A 15,197-nucleotide genomic window follows, 5' to 3' on the forward strand; every position below is an offset into this window, starting at 1 on the left:
GCGAAACTAAAATCTATCTTTCCTCAAATCCTTCCACATGCTCATGAATGTGGGGCTCCTGCGACAAAACGCCGTAGCGCACCTGATCCAACACAATATTCTTAACGGGCGCCTCGGGGTCGGCCAATACTTGGGACACGAATTTCACATCTCCTATTTCCACGTTTTTAAGTGTTATGTCCGAAATACTGGTCAGACGACGCTCATAGGTGGGGACCAGGTTGCGCCACTGGTACAACACATCGGTTTCGATCCCCAGCACCCCGTCGCGAATGTTGCCGGCTTTGATGTTTTGCACATAAATATTCCGCACAAAACCGCCTCTTCGCTCGTTGGTCTTGATAAAAACCAGGTGGAACATCTTCGCCCCTTCTTCCACCACGCAATTATCGAGCAAGACATTCTCCACACCGCCCGATAACTCACTGCCTATGGCCAACAACTGGTGACCGTTTTTAACCCGACAGTTACGAACCACCAAATTCCTGGTTGGTGTATTCAGTCGCCAGGCGTCCTGATTGCGGCCCGACTTAACGGCAATGGCATCGTCGCCCTGGTCAAAAACGCAATCCTCCACCAACATATTTTGGGTCATTTCAGGATCCACGCCGTCGTTGTTGTGCCCGTGCGCATTTACTTGCACCCCGCGTACCACTACGTCGCTGCAAAGATAAGGATGAATTACCCAAAATGGACTGTTTTCAATGGAAACTCCCTCCATTAACACATTTTGGCAGCGGTTAAATTGTATGAAATGCGGCCGCATATTGATGTCGTCACGCACCATTTGACGTTCTTCCACGGGCACTCCCTGAGCGGCCATGTGGTAGAGTTGCTTCAGACCTTCCATGTGGGCTTCGGGACGGGGAAACCATCTGCGCCAGGTCTCCATTTTGGCACGCAGCTTACCGGCTCCGGTAATGGCTACATTTTCACACTCATAGGCATAAATCAAGGGCGAATAATTGTAGCACTCCATGCCCTCCCAACTGGTGGGAACGGCCGGCAAATAATGTTCCGGATTACCGGAGAATTCGAGCACGGCACCCTCCTCAAGGTGGAGGTTGACGTGACTCTTAAAATGTAAGGCCTTGCTGGGCCAGGTGCCGGGGGGAACCAGCACGACACCGCCTCCGGCGGCGGAGGCTTCTTCAAAGGCTGCAGCCAGGGCTGCTGATGTGGCCTCCAGGTCATCGGGATCGGCCCCGAAGTCAACAATATTCAGTCGCACACAATTTGAAAAGTCGGGAACCGTAATGGCCGGCATGTCAAAAGGCGCCTCCACCTCAATGGATTGGTGGGCAACGGGACCACTTGCCGGAGTACAACTCCAAAGGAGCAGGGCAAGCGTCAAAAGACTTGAAACAGGATAAAGAAAGGATCGCATAGCTTTTGTTTTTATTTTTTTACCTAACTGCTTATTGGTCGAGTCCCAAATTAATTTGAACCGCTGCTCCGGGAAAAACTTTGGGGGCCAGAACCAGGGCGGCACCTAAGGCGCTGGCATTATCCACTTCGGAGGTCCGCACCCGCAAATGGGGCAAGAGGGCGGCTACCAGGTAGACAAAGTGACGGTTTCGTGCAAAGCCGCCGGATACAAACAGATCTTTTACCAATCCTTTATCTCCCAGCACCAAATGCACCGAATCCACAGCAAGTCGGGTCAGGTCGTACATCAACTGATGGTAAGCGGTTTCAAAATCGGGGAAGGCCGACAGGTCAACCCTCAGATCCAAATGCCCTTCGGGAACGCTCTCCGCAAAGAAGGCCGGATAGCCGGCGCGCTGCGCAACCAGGGCATCCAGGAGGCCTGCGTTAAAACCTACCTCCTTATAGGCCTTATCGGGCAAGTTGAAATACTGGGTGAGGCGTTTCACGTTGACGTCGTGAATGTGTCCCATAAAAAAGCGGGACGATTTTACGGGCTGTTGCTTGATGCTCATGTAGCAGAGCGAATCGCTGCGGAGCTCCTGTTCGGTAAGGGGACTGTGGTTAAAGGGGTTCATATTGATGAGCCAGGTGCCCGTACTCATCAACAAAAAGGGTGCTGAACTGCCGCGCAGGTAGGGCACCAGAGAGGCCGAACTGTCGTGTATGCCCACGCCCACCTGGACTTCCTGTCCGCCTATTTCGACCGGAAAAACGGTATCGTTGGGCACGGGAGCAGGCAGGGAAAAGCCGGCATCGGAAAGCCAGGAATGGTAGTGCATTTTATCGAAATCCCACATAAAAGTATGGCAACCCAGTGAGGTGTATTCAGATACGTACTTTTGGGTAAAGACCGAAGACAAATACTGGGGAAAGTGCAATATGTGTTGGGCGCGCCGGGCAATGGCCGGACGCTGTTTCTGTACCCACAGCAATTGAATGCCCGAATTGAGCATGACACCGAGGGCGGGACTGGCCGTACGCCGACAAAACTCGGTTTCCCCTCCGTAGTGTTCAAACAGATGGGTCTGGTAATCGGGTTCAACTTCTTTTAAGTAGTTGTATACGGGCGACAGTCGTTGCCCTTCGCCGTCGACCCACACCAGGGATGCGCCATAGGTCGAAAAATTTACGCCGCAAAGCCGGTAACCATCTGCCACAACCTGCTCCAGGGCTTTGTGCATCCAGGCCTCTATGCGCACAATATCGTCGCACTCGGTGCCGTCTTCATCTCTTGTTACCGGAAACTTTTCTTCCGTTTGCTGCACCAATTGCAACTGCTCATTAAACAGCAAAAGCTTTTTGTTGGTTTTTCCAATGTCAAAAACTGCCAGAACCTTCTCCATTTCCCAGGTATTTAAAAAGCCACAAAAGCAGACTCCCGAAGGAATCTGCTTCCATGGCTGATGTTTGATTTAGCGTTTGAGCAATACTTCGTTTTCGTACTGCTGAATTTCAGTAATAAAAGCTTCATCGGCAGGCACGTTGTTCTGCAGGCAGTAATAATCCCACACGGCACCAAAGGCACGGGTCTTCAGCAACTCAAGATAGGCCAGTCGCTCAAAATACTTGCCTTCTTCTTCGAGCTTCACCAGGTTTTTGGTCGGCTCGAGCATGGCCTGCATAAAGGCTTGCTGTGCCGCACGGGTACCTACCACATAGGCCCCCACCCGGTTGATGGAACCATCGAAAAAGTCGAGACCAATTTTTACACGCGGCAGGTAGTTGTTGCGCACGATTTCGCTGGCAATGAGACGCACCTCATCGTTGAGGGTGACCACGTGGTCGGAGTCCCACCGGATGGGGCGACTGATGTGCAGGAGCACATCGTCGACAAACTGCAGGCACGAGGAAATCTTATCGCCCACCGATTCGGTCAGGTGAAAATGGCCGCTGTCGAGACAAATGGCTTTGTTGTTTTTAATGGCATAACCCAGGTAGAAATCGTGCGACCCTACGGTCATGGCTTCTGCTCCAATGCCAAAGAGCTTACTTTCTACCGCATCGATCAAATGCTCCTTGGGATAGGGGGTGCCCAATGCCTCGTCGAGGGCATCCTTCAATATGGCCCGGTGTCCGTTCCGGTCGATGGGCTCGTCCTTAGAACCATCAGGAATCCAGGTGTTCATCACACAGGGGGTGCCCAACTGCTTGCCCATTTCTGCCGAAATGGCCCTACAACGCTTCACGTGCTCAATCCAAAAATTTCGAACTTTGGGATCCTTACTCGACAGGGTGAAACCCGAATCGGCCATGGGGTGCGAAAAACAAGTGGGGTTAAAATCCAGGCCCATGCCTCTTTCCTTGGCCCAATCGATCCAACTCTGAAAATGCTTTACTTCAATTTGGTCGCGATCCACTACTTCTCCCCCAAAATCACCATAGATGGCATGCAGGTTCAAACGCTGTTTGCCGGGCAAAAGCGACAGCACTTTATCGAGGTCGGCCCGCATTTGCTCCAGACTCTTGGCCTTTCCCGGATGGTTTCCGGTTACCTGAATGCCGCCGCCGCCCAATTCGGCATCGGGTGTTTCAAATCCACCCACGTCATCGGTCTGCCAGCAATGGAGACTGATTTGCACCTCATCCATACCGGCTACTACTGCGTCGGTATCCACTCCAAGCGCAGCGTACTGCGCTTTGGCCAATTCATAGGCCTGCTCAATCATTGTCTTCTTGTCCATAATATCTCTTTAAATCTTTAAGTGCTATAAACTGTTGCCCAATCCCACCAGCAATACCGAAAGGAAAATTACTGCGATACCTGCCGAGATGGTCATAATGGTTTTTTTGGAAGTGCCCTTCCACTCCTTATTGTAGATGCCCCACATGTTGGCGGTAAGGATGATGGTGGACATATGCAAAATCCACGAGCTGGCTCCGTTACCAATCTTGCTTTCGCCCATTCCAAAGAAGAAAAACTGCAGGAACCAGGTGGTACCGGCCAGGGCTGCAAACAAATAATTGCGCATCAGCGGGGTTTTCTTATCCACATACTCGCCGTAACTCTTGTTGCGGAAACTCAAAATCAAACACCAAATCAGGTTGGTGGTCAGTCCCCCCCACAAAATAACCACAAAGGTCACGTTGTTGGCAAAGAGGTGACTGCTGCCCTCAAAGAGCTGGTCGGGCACTTTGGCTGCTTCTGCGGCCAGCGACTTGCCGGCTTCCAGTCCGTAGTTGAAAAAGGCACTCAGCACCCCTGAAATAATGGCCACGACCAATCCTTTGCCCATGGCAAACTCTTTAACACTGGCGCTCTTTTGCTCGGCCGACAATTCCTTCTCTTTCAAAATTCCGGCTCTTCCGGTCAGGGCAATACCTACCAAACAAACCACTACGCCAAGCAGCACCACCAAACCTCCGGTGGAGTTGATCATATCGGTGAAGGTTTCTTTACCGACCACATTCATAATGTCGTAAAAAATGGGCGGAACCATGGCTCCAAAGGCAGCGGTAGTACCCAATATCACCGAATTTCCCAGCGACATGCCCAGGTAACGCACACCTAAACCATAGGTAAGTCCGCCAATCCCCCACAATACACCCAGCATATATACTACCCAGAAAATCTCTGAGGAAGCGGCAGCAATGATGTCCATGAAATTGGGAATGGTAAGCCAGGCTGCCAAAGGCGGCACAATCAGCCACGAAAACAAACCGCCCACCAACCAGTAGGTCTCCCACGACCACTGACGTACTTTATTGAAAGGCATGTAAAAGCTCCCGGAGGCAAAACCTCCGATCGAATGAAAGAGTACTCCTAATAACGCTTGCATAAAAGACCTTTTAAGTTAGCATAGAATTGTAAATGGTTATCAATAGTCAAAAATAACAGTCTGCTAAGGCTTTAACAATACACAAATTGACACATTTTTTACATTTTTTGGCATTAAACAGCCCTCATGCAAAAGAGGCTGCCTGTAAGTACAGACAACCTCTTAGTGGCGCACAGCAGTGCTGTATGTAAGGTTGTACTAGCCTTTCAGCAAGTGACCCTTCTCCAAAACAATGTTCTCGGCCTCCACATTCCAGAGTCCTTTATGACGTGCGCAAGCAGCGTGCAATTCGGCAAAGACCGGGTTGGTTTTCCCCTTCTCCTCAAAATCAGAGATGGCGGTGAGCGGAAACTCAAAATGGGTATAGATCAATTTCTTTCCACCGGGTATTTCGGGCAGACGCAAAGTGGTGTCGATCACCGCATCGAGGCCCCCGATGTGGGTGACCAGTCCGGCCGGATCCAGTCCCTTGGCCATCATTTCGAGCGCCTCCTTCATATCGTCGGTATTGCCCCCGCTGGTACCCACAATGTGGGTAAACTCATAGTGCACCTTGTAGAAATTGAGGGGTGCGGTAAAGTTGGGGTCGCTGGGACCGGCAAAAAAGTTGAGGCAGCCGTCGAAGGCCAAAATCTGGTCGGCCTGCTCAATAATGGGCACCACCGGCGCAAACACAAATACATCGTCGTAGCCACTGCCACCGGTCAGTTCTTTGAGTCCTGCCGTCGGATCCTTCATCTCACGGGTATTCACATAACGCAAGTCAATGCCCTTTGAACGGGCAAAGTCCACGGTGTACAACGAAGCTGCCCGGTCGAGCCGATCCTGATCAATATCGGTAATTACCAACAAAGATGGCTTCCGGTCCTCCCGACGCAAAGCATAATTAATGGCCGCCAGCCCCATCGGTCCCACTCCGGCTAAAATCGCCATTTTCCCACCATCCACAATTTCCATTTTGTGCACATAACTGCCCGGTGTGGTGTGGTAGTTGGCGTGCATGGCACCAATTACACAGGATAAGGGCTCCGAAAGAGATGCCGGATAATAACCCGGTCCCTCATAAGGCAGTAAGCAACCCAGCTCCATCACCTCGTTGGGAATGATCACATAGGTGGCGTCGCCACCTATGTGGGCGTAACTGTAGCCCGGGGCACTCAGTACCCCTACCGGTCCGTCCTCATAATTCAGTGCCGGCTGAATCGAAAACTTATCGCCGGCCTTAAACCGACTGGCCCACTTGGATCCAATCTCCACCAACTCACCTGCAAACTCGTGTCCAATTATAATGGGCGCCTCCGCCACATTATCCGGAATCCGCTTATGATCGGTCCCCTGAGTGGCCGCCTTGTAGGACGACATACAAATGCTGTCGCTCACCACCTTGGCCAAAATTTCATCCTCCTTAATGGCAGGCAATTCAAACTCCTCCATCCGCAAGTCCTTCTTGCCGTACAATCGTATCGCTTTAGTCTTCATTTTTTCTTTTTTAGTTCAACATAATCTGTCCACCGGTTACCGGCAGGGCCTGCCCGGTTTCATAGCTTTGCTCAATCAAATAAAGCACCCCCCGCACCACATCGCGCACGGTACAACCGCGCTGAATGGGGGTCTGACTCAAATAATGGCGGCGTACATCGTCCACCGTTTGGGCACCGGGCACCTTCCCGGCCTTCAGATACTGCACAAACAATCCGTTTTCGGGATCGCTCCATAGGGGACCGTCGTAAAAGTTGCCGGGGCAAACACTGTTGACTTTGATGCGGTCGGGGGCCAATTCCAGGGCAAAACTCTGGGTCAGTCCAATCCCCCCGAATTTACCACCGGCATAGGCAAAGTTCTTTTTGCTGCCACTCAGGCCACTCTTGCTGTTGATCTGAATCACATCGGCCAGATAGTCCTCCTTATATTGGGTCTGAATCTTCATGATGCGCGACACCACCCGGGTACAATAGAAATAAGCGTTGTAATTGATGCGCGTAACCAGATCGAAAGTCTCCGGGGTCATCTCATCCAGTCCCCCAGCCCGCAAAATGCCCGCATTGCTGATGAAAACATCCACTCCGCCAAAATGCAATACACTTTGTCGCACCAGATTTTCAATCTGCGCCGTATCGCTCACATCGGTACGCACAAACAAGGCACTGTTGCCACCCTTGCCCCGATTCAGCGCATCGGCCGTCTCCTGTCCCTTCGCCTCATTAAGGTCGGCCACCACCACATTGGCACCTTCGGCCATCAATTCACGGGCAATGCCTTCGCCAAAGCCCTGGGCCGCTCCGGTCACAATAATGATACGGTTCTCCACCCTACCGCGCGCTTGTACCGCAGCCACCTGTCGGCGGTAATTTTCCACCTCCCAATTGTCGATGAAATCAATCTGCGCATCGGTCATAAAATGCGGTCCCCCAAAGGAGCGACTCAGCCAGGAAATCTTTAAGGCATCTTCAAAAACATCAAGAAGAGTGGCCGCCTGCCGACTGTTGTCGCCCAGGGCCAACAAACCCAGCCCTTTAAGCACTACAATTTTGGGTGCATAACCATGGGCAGAAACAAAAGCCGCCTGCGCTTCCTTAAACTGCGCTGCGAGCGCCTCGCTGCCCTCCGCATCGAGGTAGAGGTATTTCGATTTGCAATAAACAATGGCATCGGGCGTAAAAGGTTTTGACGCTGCTTCAAAGGCAGCAGCACTTCCGGAGAAAGCCGCAATCAGCGCGTTGTTGCGCAGGCGGACCGTCTTCAGCTCCTCCGTGCTGGCCAGCATGCGAAGGGCCGCTACGGCTTCCTCGGCGTGCTCCGGCAGAGCGGCCTCGCCCTCCGGCAAGGCTTCCTTAACAGCAGCATCAATGGCAGACAGCACTTTTTCATAAATGCTACGAATCTCATCGGGCGCGTCCGAAGCCACAAAAATGCCGTGGTTTTGCAACAAAATAACCTTGGGGTCGAAACCCTTTTGCGTCCGGTAAGCCTTTATGCGCCGGTCCACTTCCTTAAAAAGCACATAACCCGGATCGATGTAGGGAATGTAAAGCGCATCGGCCCCAAAAAGCTCCGGCGTCCGCTGCTCGGCATCCTGCGCACACATAACGCCATTGACCGCCGTAGGGTGCAAATGCACCACATAACTGTAGCCTATGGCATTGTGCATCGAAGTCTCCACCGATGGCCGGCGGGTCGGGGTCAAATTGGCCGCGGCCAAATCGTTCTTCACCTGCTCCTCGCGTTCGGCAGCATCGCTGCTGTAATTCTTCTCCGCCATAGCATTGAGCCGACTTCGGTCGAGTTGCGCAAAGCCCTCCTCGGTAATGGTGGCCAGGGCATGGCCACTGGCCTTCACCCACAAATGCTGCCCATCTTTAAAGGAAGTATTTCCTCCTCCGGCAATCACGTATTTTATGTCGCTGCCGTAGAAACGCGACAGCTCCGCTAATTTTTGTACACTCATAATTTTTCCTTAAGTGGTCGGTGCGACCAGAATTAAACTTGAGCAAAGAGGGCCTGTCCCAGCAACTCCATCCGCGCCCTTTCGGCAGTACGGGGACGACCATCTTCATCCAGATAGCCTTGCTCACCCCTTGCGACCAGGTACTGATGAGCAGCCGTCAAAGCCGCCCCTTTCAGGTTGAGCTCCTGCAAGAGCGCCGAGAGGGGCAAGTCCCCACGGGCACGCAGCGCAATCGGCTCCATAGCCGGCGTATTGTGCTCCGACCCAAAAGTCACCACAAAGCCCCGCTCGTAAAAATAAGCGGCATATTCTTCCAGCACCTCCATGCTGTTGCGGGTCGTAATGAACTCCACCGAAGCAAAGCCCCGCTCCTCCAGGTCGCGGGCGGCCTGCTCCTTATCGCCCTCAAAATCGGTAAACAGCCCCTTGGCATCGTCTGCCAGGAAGGGATAAGTTGGCATACCGCCGGCCTTCAGGATGATTTGTCGGACCGTTTCCATAGCCAGAAAGGCATCGGGTCCCTCCGGCACAAAGGCCGAACCACCGGACTTCAACAGCCGACCCCGCAGCTCATTTTCCACCGCTGCCGCATCGTCGACGGGCGACTGCAAGGTATGCGGTGCCAGCAAGCGATCGTAAAAAGCTTTTTGTTCCACAGCACCCGCAAAGCGACGCACTACCTCCAAACGCAGGGCCTTGGCCAGGTGTCGCTCACGCACACTGCCGTTGGCCAATTCTCTTTCGATATCGGCATAAGAAAGCGCAAAACCCGCATGGGTCTGTGCCAAGACCTCATTCAAACGCGCGCACATTTGCGCCACATGTTGGTTCGAGGCCGCCTTAACCCCTTCGAGCTGACCCAGCCAGGGCTGTTCCAGACGCAGCGGGAAATGCAGTCCCTTGCCACTCAGATACACGCGTCCCGGATTATTGGGATCGTTGGCACGAATGCCGGCATCCTGGAAGGACTGATTCAGACTGATGAATTCGATATTGAAAAGCGGGAAGAGGTGGCGGACTGCGCACTGCGCAGCCCACTCCTCGTACCCGTCGGTACTGTAAAAATCATTGATGCCGACCACCTTTACCCCCTCGGCCACCGCCCGGTCCAACGCATCGGCAATGGACGTAAAGGCACTGAACGAATAAGGCGTGTGCAGGTGGGCATTGACCGGGTAAACCGGCAAGTCTTGCCCCTGCACCGATTCAAGGAGTACTTCGGGATCGGCAAACTGTTTGTAAAACGACATAAGTCTGGTGCTTAAAAAATGAAACCTTGTTTACACGCCCCATTTGGAGCGACGAATTTGTTCGGCATCGCTGAAGTTACTCTTGCAGGTATGACCCGCCAGAGGCAGCAGCTTCTCGTGAATGATGTCGATGAACCAATCGGCCTGCGGGAAGAAGGCCTCTTCCAGCTCATAGGCAGGTGTAATCCAGTTTCGTGAACCCAACACCACCGGAGGCGCATCCAGATAATCGAAAGCCAGCTCTCCAATATTGCGGGCCAAATCGTTGAGGAAGGACCCCCTGGCCGTAGCGTCGCCCGAAACAATGATGCGACCGGTTTTCTTTACCGACTCAATTACAGGCTCATAATTAAAGGGCACCAAAGTGCGCGCATCGATCACCTCAGCCGAAAGACCATATTTCTCTTCCAAATCCTTAGCCGCATCCAAGGCACGGTACAAGGTGGCTCCAATGGTTAAAATGGTCACATCCTTACCGGCACGTTTCACATCGGGCTCACCCAAAGGGATCTCGTAATAACCCTCAGGCACCCCGCCATCGTGGAATTGCTCCCCAATGTCGTAAATGCGCTGACTCTCAAAGAAAATCACCGGATCGGTTCCTTGCAGGGCGGTATTCATCAAACCTTTGGCATCGTAGGGCGTTACCGGGAAAACCACCTTGAGGCCCGGGATATGCGCCACCAACGAAGTCCAGTCCTGACTGTGCTGCGCCCCATATTTAGAACCCACGGAGACACGCATCACCACGGGCATTTTCAATACATTTCCACTCATAGCCTGCCACTTGGGCAGCTGGTTAAACACCTCATCACCACTGCGGCCCAGAAAGTCGCAATACATGATCTCCGGCACTACGCGACCACCACACATGGCGTAACCAATGGCCGTACCCACAATGGCTGCTTCTGCAATGGGTGAGTTGAACAAACGGTTGTAGGGCAAAGCCTCCGTCAACCCCCGATACACCGCAAAGGCACCGCCCCAGTCGCGGTTCTCCTCTCCGTAGGCAATCAGCGAAGGATCTTTGTAAAAACGATCCACGATGGCCTCAAAAAGACCGTCGCGCAACTGGTACTGCTTCATCTTACTAAAGGGCTTGCCGTCCTTATCAAAGGCAAAGCGCTCCTTGGTCTTCAGTTGCTTCACCCGGGGATTCTCTTCCATGGGGTGATTCACCTCAGGCTTTCCGGGCAACATTGCATCTACCGATTCGTTGGAGAACATCATCTCACCAATCAATTCGGGGTGCTTTTCCACATCCATCAAAGGAGAGATTTCCGGATCGATGGACAACTTAAACATGTCGAAAATCACCGAACGCACCTCTTCCGAAATGGCATCGAGGTCTTTTTCGCCGACCACACCGGCATCCACGAGCTGCTGACCGTAGCCCACGATGCTGTCGTGCGACTGCCAGGCCTCTACTTCTTCCTTGCTGCGGTACGAGGAGGCATCGGATGGTGAGTGCCCCGAGTAACGGTAGGTCAATACCTCGAGCAGCACGGGACCTTTTTTATCTTCGATCACCTTGCGCTTGCGGCGGTAGGCATCAATCACGGCCAGCGGATTGTAACCGTCCACCCGCTCGGCGTGCATCTGGTCTTCGTTGACCCCGGCACCCACACGGGCAGCCATGCCATAACCCATCGTCTCGCCACAGGTCTGTCCACCCATGCCGTACTGGTTGTTCATCACGTTAAAAATGACGGGCAGACCACCCTTCATATCGCCTTCCCATAGCTGGGCAAACTGGTCCATGGCCGCAAAGGTAATGCCTTCCCAAACGGGACCGCAGGCCATGGAGGCGTCGCCAATATTGGCCACCACCAGACCGGGCTTCCGGTTCACCTTTTTAAAGAGGGCTGCACCCACGGCAATGTCGCCACTACCGCCTACAATGGCGTTGTTGGGATATACGCCAAAGGGCGTAAAGAAGGCGTGCATACTGCCGCCCAGACCTTTATTAAATCCGGTTTCACGTGCAAAAATCTCGGCCAGGGTACCGTAAATCAGGAAACGACGCCCCAACTCCTTGGCCGAACCTTTAAATCCCTTTTTCACCACCTCCAGCGTAGAACCGTTGAAAAAGGTGTCCATGATGTGATTCAGCTCCTTGTCGGCCAGCTTATCGATGGCACTCAAACCCTTGGCCAGAATTTCACCGTGACTCCTGTGGGAGCCAAAAATAAAGTCGTCGACGGTCAAGGTAAAGGCCATACCCACCGCAGCGGCTTCCTGACCGATGGAAAGGTGGGCGGGACCGGGGTGGTTGTACGCTACCCCATTGTACTCGCCGGTGGTCTTTATCAGGTTAAGCATGGTTTCGAACTCACGAATCACCACCATATCGTGGTAAATACGTACCAGTTCGTCCTTGCTGAAATTTTTCAGCTCATCCTTTACCGTTTTGTTGTATTGGTTTACGGGAATGGGCTTAAGCTTTAAGCTGCTTGCTTTGCGGGACTCCTTAGGGTCCAAAAATTGAATCTTAGGCATATTGTAGTTTTTTGTATGCGTTGTTTAGCGGCAGGGCCGACTAAAAGGCAAATAGGTTTTCTTTAAATATCTCGGATACGGTGGGGTGCGGAAAAACCACTTCTTCCAATTCCTTCAGGGTCATTTCCTGCTCAATGGCCATGGCCGCCCCGTAAATCATCTCACTGGATGGATTCCCCAGCATGTGTACCCCCAGCACTTCGTTGTGCGTGGCACCCACCAGTACCTTGCAGAGTCCGCTGCCGCCTTCGTTTTCGGCGACAAAGCGACCGGCATAGGCCATGGGGAGACTGGCCAGCTTGTAGTCGATGCCCTTGGCTTTGGCCGCCTCCTCGGTAAGTCCCACCCCCGAAAACTCGGGATTGGTGTACACCACAGCGGGAATGGCATGATAACGCATGCGGTCCTTACGACCGGTTAAATTATTCACCACCACCTCGCCTTCGCGACTGGCGGTATGGGCCAGCAAAGAGAAACCGGTAACATCGCCGGCCGCATAAACATTGGGAATGTTGGTGCGCATGCGCGCATCCACCTTAATGCCGCCTTTGAACAATTCCACACCAATATTCTCCAGTCCGATACCGCTCACGTTGGGTCTGCGCCCAACGCTCACCAACACCTTGCTGCCGCTGACGCTTTGCGTTTTTCCATCCTGCTCAAACTGCACTTCACCTCCATTTACCGCAGTCACCCGCGCCTTCAAATGGAAGTCCACCCCCTTTTTCTCCAACACCTTGCGCAGCATGGCACTCATTTCGGGATCCATGCCGGTCAATATCTCGGGCAGCATTTCAATGACCGTCACACGGGTACCGAGACTGCTGAAAAAGCTGGCAAACTCGGTGCCAATGACTCCGCCGCCAATAACCACGAGCGACTCGGGCAAGTCCTTGAGTGCTAAAATCTCACGGTTGGTTACCACCACCTCGCCGGCCTCCCGAAGTCCTGGAATGGGCGGAACCACGGCTTCAGATCCGGTGCAAATCAGCACATCCTTTGCCGCGTACACCTGTCCGTCGGCCTCCATTTCCACACCCGAGGCACTGCGCCGCTGAATCACCGCTCTGGCGTTGATGGTCTCCACTTTGTGGCCCTTCATTTTGGCCGCAATGCCGCCCACCAACTTACGAACCACCTTGGCCTTACGGCTCATCATCTTTCCAAAATCGAAAGTAACTTCCTGGGCGCTGATGCCGTACTTCTCCCCGCCTTTGGCGTTGTCGTACAACTTGGCACTGTACAACAGGGTTTTGGTGGGAATGCAACCCTCGTTGAGACAAACGCCTCCGAGGTCTTTCTGCTCAAACAAAAGGACTTTAAGTCCTTTTGCAGCTGCGCGTTCCGCAGCAACATATCCGGCGGGTCCACCGCCTATAATGGCTAAATCATGCATAGTCTTCTTGCTTAGGGCATCTAAATTTCAAAATCCAGGGCTTCAATCTCCAGGGCCACCTGCTTAACAAAGCGCGTAGCCTCTCCCCCGTCGAGGGCACGGTGGTCGTAGGTGAGACTCAAACCCAAATAGGGAACAAAGCCATAAACACCGTCGCCCAAATCCTTGGGTCGGGGAACAATGGTGTTGACGCCCAAGATGGCCACCTGAGGCAGGTTGATTACCGGGGTAAACATTTCCACGCCGTAAGCTCCCAAATTGGAAACGGTGAAAGATGCCGCATCGGAAGCCAGCAGCTCAGGATCCACGTTGCCTTTACGACAGGCAGCAGCCAGCTCCTTAAACTGATTGGCCAGACCCTGAATGGACAAATCATCGGCATTTTTCACCACCGGAACCATCAGTCCACGGTCGGTATCCACCGCCAGACCAAAATGCACCTTGTTGTAATATTTCATTTGGTCGCCCATGAAGTGGGCATTGACCTGCGGGAATTTCTTTAAAGCCTTTATGGTGGCAAAGCAAACCATATCGTTGAGGGTGATGTTGGTCGGGTAGCCTTTATCTACCGCTGCCTTTACCTTTTTACGCAAGGCCAGCAAACCACGGGCATCGGCACCCAAATGGTGGGTCAACTGGGCCGAATTCTGTAAGGAAGCATGCATGGCCTTGGCAATGAGCTTGCGCATATTGGTCAGGGGCTTCATTTCAAAGTCGCTGCCGTAAACGGGATTGCCGGCAGCCACATCTTTAGCGGTGAGGGCACCACCCAAACCGCTGCCTTCGGCAGGTCGTGCAGCCCCGTCCTGAGCCAGCACTTCGCGGGCCAGGGGCGTAACGCGCCCCTGCTTTTCGGCAGCTGCGGCCACGTCTCGTTCAATCACGCGGCCACCGGGACCGCTGCCACTGAGCGCTGCGGCATCTACGCCTTTGCTCTGGGCCAAAGACCGGGCCCGGGGCGATACGCCTTTGGCGCTCCCGGCAGCAGACGGTGCTGCAGCGGGAATCGGGTCGACCGATGCAGCCACTGCAGGCGCTTCCCTTTTCACCTCGGGGGCCGGAGCTGCAGGTGCAGATGCAGGGACTGCAACCTCGGCCGAAGCCGCATCGGCACCGGGACGAAAGGCCTCCGCATCTTCGCCTTCGGCACCCAGCACACACACATTGGTCAATACGGGCACCTCATCGCCCTCCTTAAAAAACACCTCCAACAATACACCGTCTTCGGGTGCCTCCTCTTCAAAAGAGGCTTTATCGGTCTCGTAGGCAAAAAGAATCTCGCCCTTCTTAACCGCGTCTCCTTTTTTCTTATTCAACTCGGTGATGATGCAACTCTCCACCGACTGCCCCTGTTTGGGCATTATTACAACTGTAGCCATAGTTTAAGTATTATAGGCACC

10 protein-coding genes are annotated in these 15,197 nt (G+C 53.3%); all 10 read right to left on the reverse strand.

From position 1 onward, the window contains the following. Positions 1 to 13: 13 nt before the first annotated feature. Positions 14 to 1,387, reverse strand: a complete 1,374-nt coding sequence (locus B4W65_RS00600) for a glycoside hydrolase family 28 protein (RefSeq protein WP_088653167.1) — start codon at positions 1,385 to 1,387, stop codon at positions 14 to 16. A 31-nt stretch (positions 1,388 to 1,418) separates the two neighbouring features. Beyond that, positions 1,419 to 2,774: an FGGY-family carbohydrate kinase gene (locus B4W65_RS00605; protein WP_088653168.1), complete on the reverse strand. Its 1,356-nt coding sequence runs from the start codon at positions 2,772 to 2,774 to the stop codon at positions 1,419 to 1,421. Positions 2,775 to 2,843: 69 nt separating this feature from the next. Beyond that, positions 2,844 to 4,112: an L-rhamnose isomerase gene (locus B4W65_RS00610; RefSeq protein ID WP_088653169.1), complete on the reverse strand. Its 1,269-nt coding sequence runs from the start codon at positions 4,110 to 4,112 to the stop codon at positions 2,844 to 2,846. A gap of 24 nt (positions 4,113 to 4,136) precedes the next feature. Beyond that, positions 4,137 to 5,207, reverse strand: coding sequence for an L-rhamnose/proton symporter RhaT (rhaT, locus tag B4W65_RS00615; RefSeq protein ID WP_088653170.1), 1,071 nt, complete (start codon positions 5,205 to 5,207; stop codon positions 4,137 to 4,139). A 198-nt stretch (positions 5,208 to 5,405) separates the two neighbouring features. Beyond that, the gene (locus B4W65_RS00620) at positions 5,406 to 6,686 is read right to left on the reverse strand and encodes a zinc-binding dehydrogenase (RefSeq protein WP_088653171.1); all 1,281 of its coding nucleotides are present in this window, start codon (positions 6,684 to 6,686) and stop codon (positions 5,406 to 5,408) included. A gap of 10 nt (positions 6,687 to 6,696) precedes the next feature. Continuing rightward, positions 6,697 to 8,652, reverse strand: a complete 1,956-nt coding sequence (locus B4W65_RS00625) for an SDR family NAD(P)-dependent oxidoreductase (protein WP_088653172.1) — start codon at positions 8,650 to 8,652, stop codon at positions 6,697 to 6,699. Between the two features lie 32 nt (positions 8,653 to 8,684). Next, positions 8,685 to 9,902, reverse strand: a complete 1,218-nt coding sequence (locus tag B4W65_RS00630; protein WP_205741187.1) for a PHP domain-containing protein — start codon at positions 9,900 to 9,902, stop codon at positions 8,685 to 8,687. Between the two features lie 30 nt (positions 9,903 to 9,932). Continuing rightward, positions 9,933 to 12,401, reverse strand: coding sequence for an alpha-ketoacid dehydrogenase subunit alpha/beta (locus B4W65_RS00635; RefSeq protein WP_088653173.1), 2,469 nt, complete (start codon positions 12,399 to 12,401; stop codon positions 9,933 to 9,935). A 40-nt stretch (positions 12,402 to 12,441) separates the two neighbouring features. Continuing rightward, positions 12,442 to 13,797 (reverse strand): dihydrolipoyl dehydrogenase, encoded by a 1,356-nt coding sequence (gene lpdA / locus B4W65_RS00640; protein ID WP_088653174.1) that lies wholly within the window; start codon positions 13,795 to 13,797, stop codon positions 12,442 to 12,444. Positions 13,798 to 13,817: 20 nt separating this feature from the next. Then, on the reverse strand, positions 13,818 to 15,176 hold the full coding sequence (locus tag B4W65_RS00645; RefSeq protein WP_088653175.1) for a dihydrolipoamide acetyltransferase family protein: 1,359 nt from the start codon (positions 15,174 to 15,176) through the stop codon (positions 13,818 to 13,820). Between the last annotated feature and the right edge of the window lie 21 nt (positions 15,177 to 15,197).

It is taken from the genome of Geofilum rhodophaeum, from assembly GCF_002210225.1.
Lineage (GTDB): Bacteria > Bacteroidota > Bacteroidia > Bacteroidales > Marinilabiliaceae > Geofilum > Geofilum rhodophaeum.

What these genes read in the sequence shown, in the direction of transcription:
- B4W65_RS00600 (WP_088653167.1), bottom strand. Translation starts at nt 1,387, where the DNA reads ATGCGATCCTTTCTTTATCCTGTTTCAAGTCTTTTGACGCTTGCCCTG.
- B4W65_RS00605 (WP_088653168.1), bottom strand. Translation starts at nt 2,774, where the DNA reads ATGGAGAAGGTTCTGGCAGTTTTTGACATTGGAAAAACCAACAAAAAG.
- B4W65_RS00610 (WP_088653169.1), bottom strand. Translation starts at nt 4,112, where the DNA reads ATGGACAAGAAGACAATGATTGAGCAGGCCTATGAATTGGCCAAAGCG.
- rhaT (WP_088653170.1), bottom strand. Translation starts at nt 5,207, where the DNA reads ATGCAAGCGTTATTAGGAGTACTCTTTCATTCGATCGGAGGTTTTGCC.
- B4W65_RS00620 (WP_088653171.1), bottom strand. Translation starts at nt 6,686, where the DNA reads ATGAAGACTAAAGCGATACGATTGTACGGCAAGAAGGACTTGCGGATG.
- B4W65_RS00625 (WP_088653172.1), bottom strand. Translation starts at nt 8,652, where the DNA reads ATGAGTGTACAAAAATTAGCGGAGCTGTCGCGTTTCTACGGCAGCGAC.
- B4W65_RS00630 (WP_205741187.1), bottom strand. Translation starts at nt 9,902, where the DNA reads ATGTCGTTTTACAAACAGTTTGCCGATCCCGAAGTACTCCTTGAATCG.
- B4W65_RS00635 (WP_088653173.1), bottom strand. Translation starts at nt 12,401, where the DNA reads ATGCCTAAGATTCAATTTTTGGACCCTAAGGAGTCCCGCAAAGCAAGC.
- lpdA (WP_088653174.1), bottom strand. Translation starts at nt 13,797, where the DNA reads ATGCATGATTTAGCCATTATAGGCGGTGGACCCGCCGGATATGTTGCT.
- B4W65_RS00645 (WP_088653175.1), bottom strand. Translation starts at nt 15,176, where the DNA reads ATGGCTACAGTTGTAATAATGCCCAAACAGGGGCAGTCGGTGGAGAGT.